The organism is Micromonospora sp. B11E3 (assembly GCF_039871625.1).
In the GTDB taxonomy this organism is placed as follows: Bacteria; Actinomycetota; Actinomycetes; order Mycobacteriales; family Micromonosporaceae; genus Micromonospora.
This window is the reverse complement of sequence record NZ_JBDPMC010000160.1, coordinates 1-5024: the sequence shown is the minus strand read 5'-3', so window position 1 is coordinate 5024 and position 5024 is coordinate 1. Positions and strand designations below refer to the sequence as shown.

Genomic DNA, 5024 nt, shown 5'->3' with positions numbered 1-5024 from the left:
AGCACGTGGAGCCGACCAGAAGACCCGCGTACGCGGGCAGGTGGCCATGAAGCGTGAACCCGGCACGACACCAGTCGGTCAGACCGGGACCGTCCCACCGCAAGGCGGGACTACCAACCATGTGCTCGCCAGAGCGCACTGAAAGGTAACGGTTAGGTGTCTCACGGGCGGATTCCTCCCAGAGTGAGCGCCCGGTGACGGGCGCGGCTGAAGGGGATCATCCGCCCATTGAAATCGGTTGTCACTAAGCGAACGAAGCGTTGTGACCTGCCCGTGACCAAGGCGCCTTCGGTGTCACATGTGCACTCGTCGCCGCTGCGAGGCGCAGGTGCGCTGACGCCACTCCTGTTCCGTTGCGCCGGCCCGAGCCGTTGCTGACAGCGTGAGTGTGAACATATGCGCAATGCATAATGGGTTCGGATATCACGTGACCGCCAGCGTCACGGGAGGACATGGGAGTCGGGCGTCGAGACAGGCGCCGGGACGAGCGGAGATGGCAGACGGTGACCGAGACAATGCCCGGTGCGACCCGTAACACCCGGCAGCGCGCCGAGGTGTTGGCGCTGCTGCGCGAGGTGGAGGGCTTCCACAGCGCGCAGCAGCTGCACCAGATGCTCGTCGACCGCAAGGCGCGGGTCGGCCTGACCACCGTCTACCGGACGCTGCAGATGCTGGTCGACAGCGGTGAGATCGACTCGACGCGGCTGCCGGGCGGGGAGTATCTGTACCGGCGGTGTAGTCAGAGTCGGCACCATCATCACCTGGTGTGCCGGAAGTGCGGGCGTGCGGTCGAGGTCGCCGGCCCTGCCGTGGAGCGGTGGGCTGACCAGGTCGCGCGCCAACATGGTTTCACCGACGTCGGTCATACCCTGGAGATCTTCGGCACCTGCGGCAAGTGCGCCGCCTGACTGACGACTCCCTTGGTCAGCCGCCCACCACCGCGGGCTCACTGACCGCGTGCGGTCCCATCCGGAACTCCGGGTCGATCTGGTCGGTGAGATCCGCCCCGGCGCGCTCGTTGGCCCACGCGGCGGCGTTGCGCCGGTGGAACTCATGCGCCCACCGGGTGAAGGCCGCCCAGTCCTGCGGTGTGTCGTCCACCGCCTCAACGAGCTGGGCGAGGGCTGCCTGGTTGGCGGGCTCGAGTTCGGCCAGCGGGCCGACTGTGCCCCGCTCTGCTCGGCGCACGTAGCCAGACCTGCTGAACCAGGTCAACAGATCGCCGCCCACGTGCTCGCGGAGGAACGCCACGTCGCTGGCGTCCTCGACCTTGTTCCCGACCACCGACAGGGCCACGCCGTAGTCGCGGGCGTAGCCGGCGTACTGCCGGTAGACCCCGACGCTGCGCACGGTCGGCTCGCACACCAGCACCGTGCGGTCGAAGCGGGTGAACAGCCCGGAGGCGAACGAGTCCGCGCCCGCGGTCATGTCCACCACCACGTATTCGCCGGGCCCGTCGAGCATGTGGTTGAGCAGCAGCTCCACCGCTCCCACTTTCGAGTGGTAGCAGGCCACGCCGAGATCCTCGGCGGCGAACTCGCCGGTGACGGCCAGCCGCACCCCACCGACCTCCCGCACGCAGGCGGCGTAGATCGGGTTGTCCTCGACCACCCGCAGCAGCCGTGAACCGCGCCCCGGCGGAGTCGTCTTGACCATCCGATCCGTGCTGACGATGCGGGGATTGGCCCCGCGAAGGTAGTCCTTGATGGCCGGCAGGTGCTCAGCGAGCGGCCTCACCGGCGGCGCGTCCGCATCGCAGCCGAACGCGGCGGTGAGATGCTGGTTGATGTCGGCGTCGATGGCCAGCACCGGCAGGCCCTGGCCACCGAGATGCCGGACGAACAGCGCGGCGAGAGTCGTCTTGCCGCTGCCGCCCTTGCCCACGAACGCGACCTTCACCGCTGACACACTCCCGCTCTATTGGAAACCATTTCCATGATCGGGAGCGTACGTGATGACTCGAGCCTACCGAGCAGTATCCGGGGCGACTCGCCGTAACGGTTCGTCATCGGGCCGTTCGCCACCTTCTCGGCCCTCCGCTACCGCTGGCGCAACACCTCACCGCCGAGCCGCCGAATGGTGCGCAGGGTCGTCGCGCGGTCCCCGGTCACCTCGACCAGAAACAGCAGGTGCCGCACGCCGGGAAGTGCCGCGGCCGCGTCCACGGCCGCCCGGCACCGCTGCGGCGACCCGACCGGGTGCATGGCGATCAGACGCCGGACGTACTCGTCGATGTCGGGCGGGCCGGCCGCGGCGCCGTCGAGACGGACGTACTCCCTGGTGCCGGCCAGCAACGCCGGGAGCCGCTCGCGCACCGTCCGAGCTGCGTCCGCGTCGGTGTCCTCAACGTGCGCCAGATGGGCGCTGGCGTGCGGCACCTGCGTGCTGTCGTGGCCGTGCGCGGCGGCGACCTGCACGTATCGGTCGAGCAACGCCCGCTTCTCCGCCAGGTCGGCGTGCAGCCCGAGCAGCAGCGGGAGGCCGTGGCGGGCGGCGAGGTCCACGGTGGCGGGCGAGGTCGCCGCGACCCACACGGGCACTCCCCGACGGGGCCGGGGCACCACCTGCACCCGCCGGAAGGGGAACATCCCGTTGCCGGCGACCTGCGCCGCGCCGGACAACCACCGCAGCACGATCTCCACCGCGTCGGCGAAGCCGTGCGTGCAGCGATCCAGGCCGGTGCCGAAAACCTCGAGGTCTACCCACGGCCCGCCCCGGGCGATCCCCAACCGGAACCGGCCCCCGGACAACTCGTCGAGCAGCACCGCCTCCTCCGCCAGGCTCACCGGATGCCGGACCGACAGCACACAGGCGGCGGTGCCGACGGTGATGCGGCGGGTCGCCCCGAGCAGGTGCGCGGCGAAGGTGACGGCGGACGGGCACACGCCATAGGAGATGAAGTGGTGCTCGGCGACCCAGACGCCGGCGTAACCAGCGGCCTCCGCGGCCAGGCCGTAGCGGTGCGCGTCCGCCAGTGCCTGCGCGTGCGTGCCGCCGGCGCGGTGCCCGGCGAGCAGGAACAGGTGCCATTGGACCTGCTCGCCGGGCCGCGAGGCGCCGGGCGCGTCAGCAATCACGCAGCTCCGGCGACTGGTTGAGCAGCTGTCCGCGAGTCGAGACGAACCTGTGGTACGTGTCGGAGTCCACGGCGCCGAGCCGGAACGCCGCCACCCGGTGGCAGTTCTGGAACGCCAGCTTCACCCCGAAGTGACGCTCCAGGCCCGCCCGGATGGCGTCGCTGGCCAGCGCGCGCAGCAGCTGCCCGCGCTCCGCCTCAGTGGGCGGTGGCACGACGTTGTCAGCGAATTCGGCGCCAGACGATTCCAGGTCGGCGACCACCCGACTGACGGTGTCCCAGGCGTACGGGAGGGAGTCCCGGACGCAGGCGACGAAGGCGTCGTCATCCACAGGGCCCGTCTCGGCGGCTTCGAGCAGGGCAGGCGGCACGGTGAGAGACATGGTCCTCCTCAGGGCCTTAACGACCATGGTTGCCGTTAGCGTTACGTGCCGAGCACATCACGTCACCGGGCCCACGTCAACAGTCGACACCTTCCCTGGCTCAGGTGGCCACTGCTGGTCGTTCCTGCTTGGGCTGGCGCCGTCGTACTGCCGCCCGATGCCGCGCGCTCGGTGACATCCGAATCGGAATTCATTATCGTGGTCGCCTCCGCGAGGTAGGGGGTACGTACCTCAGGTGAGGCGGACCCGGCCGGCGGCGCTCACCCAGGGCGCACGTCGGCCGCGCAGCTTCGTGCCCCTTCGCCTCATCGTCGGCGTGATCGCGTAGCCGCCCGTCCGGGTGCCGCATGCTAGAGAAATTAGATGACTTTGGTTATCATCGCGGCGGGCCGTTGGCGGAGCTGGTACCTCCGATAACGGATCCCTGCGGTGACGTGGCGACCCCTCTCACCGGTGCCGCCTCGTCGCCGTGGACCGCCGCCGTACATGAGCGCGTCCCACCATGGCCTCGGCGGCACCTGAAGCGCTCCCTGAAGCTGGTGCCGCTGCCTGCTGCGAACAGTTGGTCCGGATCTGTGGGCGATCGTCGCGGATCTGCGGCGGCTGGCGGATCTGCGGCGGCGGCTGCCGGAGGCTGGGGCTGTCGGGTCCGACAGTTCGGCCTCGGAACGTAGGCGAGTCGGCGGGCAGCCGCCGGGCCGCGCTGAGCGGAGGGGTCGAGGCTGGCCACCTACCTCGAACCCGACATTGAGCGGCACGCCTCGTCCGCAGGGATCGCTTCATCGGGTCTCACCGGCTGAACTGTTCCTGATCTTGGGCTCATGCACGGTGGCTTCGTAGCGGACGGCGAGACCGTTACCTCCGGGTCCTACGTCCGCGAACCGCGATCGGTATCACCACGTAACGGGCGCCCCTGCTTCGGCGGGCCACTCCGCATCCGCTTCTGCCGAAAGTCGTGCGTCGGATCGGGCGGGCGCAGCTCGGCAGGCGTCAGTCTGGCTTACGTGGCCAGGTTTCGCGCTCGCCCCCTCCCTGTCACGCTGATGTGAGACAGCCCGCCTACCAGGAGATACGCTTCCTGGACGGTCGCGAGAAGAGATCATCAGTATGACGTCGAAGCCCTATGAGAGCCCGGATCTGGACGCCCGGCCCCAGCGGCGGACATTCACCGCGGAGTTCAAGGCGCGGATCCTGGCCGAGTACGACGCGGCGCCGGATGCGGCGGCTCGCGGGGCGATCCTGCGCCGGGAACGGCTGTACGGGTCACACCTGTTGGACTGGCGCAAGGCCCGAGACGCTGGAGTCGCGGCTGGTCTGACGGACCGGCGGCAGTCGGCCGCGCGGGCGGCGAAGAAGGCCGAGACGGCCGAACTTGCCCGTCTTCAGCGCGAGAACGCCCGCCTGCAGGCCGAACTGTCCAAGACCCAGACCGCGTTGTCGATCATGGGAAAAGTTCCTTGGCTGCTCTATGAGCGGGCCCGTTCCGGGCTGAAAATGAGTGCGGTCGCTCGCTGACGCCGTGTGCGCTTGGTCTTCGAGGCCGTGGAAAAGTCGGGTGTGGGGAG

5 protein-coding genes are annotated in these 5024 nt (G+C 69.4%); 2 read left to right on the top strand and 3 right to left on the bottom strand.

All coding sequences use genetic code 11. The annotated features are described in order from the left end of the window. Nucleotides 1–452 precede the first annotated feature (452 nt). Complete coding sequence (locus ABGB16_RS33105) at nucleotides 453–908, top strand: transcriptional repressor (protein WP_347671998.1); 456 nt, start codon at nucleotides 453–455, stop codon at nucleotides 906–908. A 16-nt stretch (nucleotides 909–924) separates the two neighbouring features. Here ABGB16_RS33105 and ABGB16_RS33100 read toward each other — a convergent pair whose 3' ends face one another. From ABGB16_RS33100 to ABGB16_RS33090, 3 genes are all read right to left on the bottom strand, one after another. Then, nucleotides 925–1899 (bottom strand): ATP-binding protein, encoded by a 975-nt coding sequence (locus ABGB16_RS33100; protein ID WP_347671997.1) that lies wholly within the window; start codon nucleotides 1897–1899, stop codon nucleotides 925–927. A 140-nt stretch (nucleotides 1900–2039) separates the two neighbouring features. Beyond that, nucleotides 2040–3077 carry an LLM class flavin-dependent oxidoreductase gene (locus ABGB16_RS33095; RefSeq protein ID WP_347671996.1) on the bottom strand — a complete coding sequence of 346 codons (1038 nt, stop codon included), beginning with the start codon at nucleotides 3075–3077 and terminating at the stop codon, nucleotides 2040–2042. Continuing rightward, nucleotides 3067–3459: an SCO5389 family protein gene (locus ABGB16_RS33090; protein ID WP_347671995.1), complete on the bottom strand. Its 393-nt coding sequence runs from the start codon at nucleotides 3457–3459 to the stop codon at nucleotides 3067–3069. Before ABGB16_RS33090 ends, ABGB16_RS33095 begins: the two co-directional genes overlap by 11 nt. 1107 nt (nucleotides 3460–4566) lie before the next feature. Here ABGB16_RS33090 and ABGB16_RS33085 point away from each other — a divergent pair. Next, entirely contained in the window at nucleotides 4567–4974 is a 408-nt protein-coding gene (locus ABGB16_RS33085; protein WP_347671994.1) for a hypothetical protein, read from the top strand. Nucleotides 4975–5024: the final 50 nt, after the last annotated feature.

Bases quoted from the DNA above. Each gene is read 5' to 3' on its own strand.
- ABGB16_RS33105 (WP_347671998.1), top strand. From the start codon at position 453: ATGGGAGTCGGGCGTCGAGACAGGCGCCGGGACGAGCGGAGATGGCAG.
- ABGB16_RS33090 (WP_347671995.1), bottom strand. From the start codon at position 3,459: ATGTCTCTCACCGTGCCGCCTGCCCTGCTCGAAGCCGCCGAGACGGGC.
- ABGB16_RS33085 (WP_347671994.1), top strand. From the start codon at position 4,567: ATGACGTCGAAGCCCTATGAGAGCCCGGATCTGGACGCCCGGCCCCAG.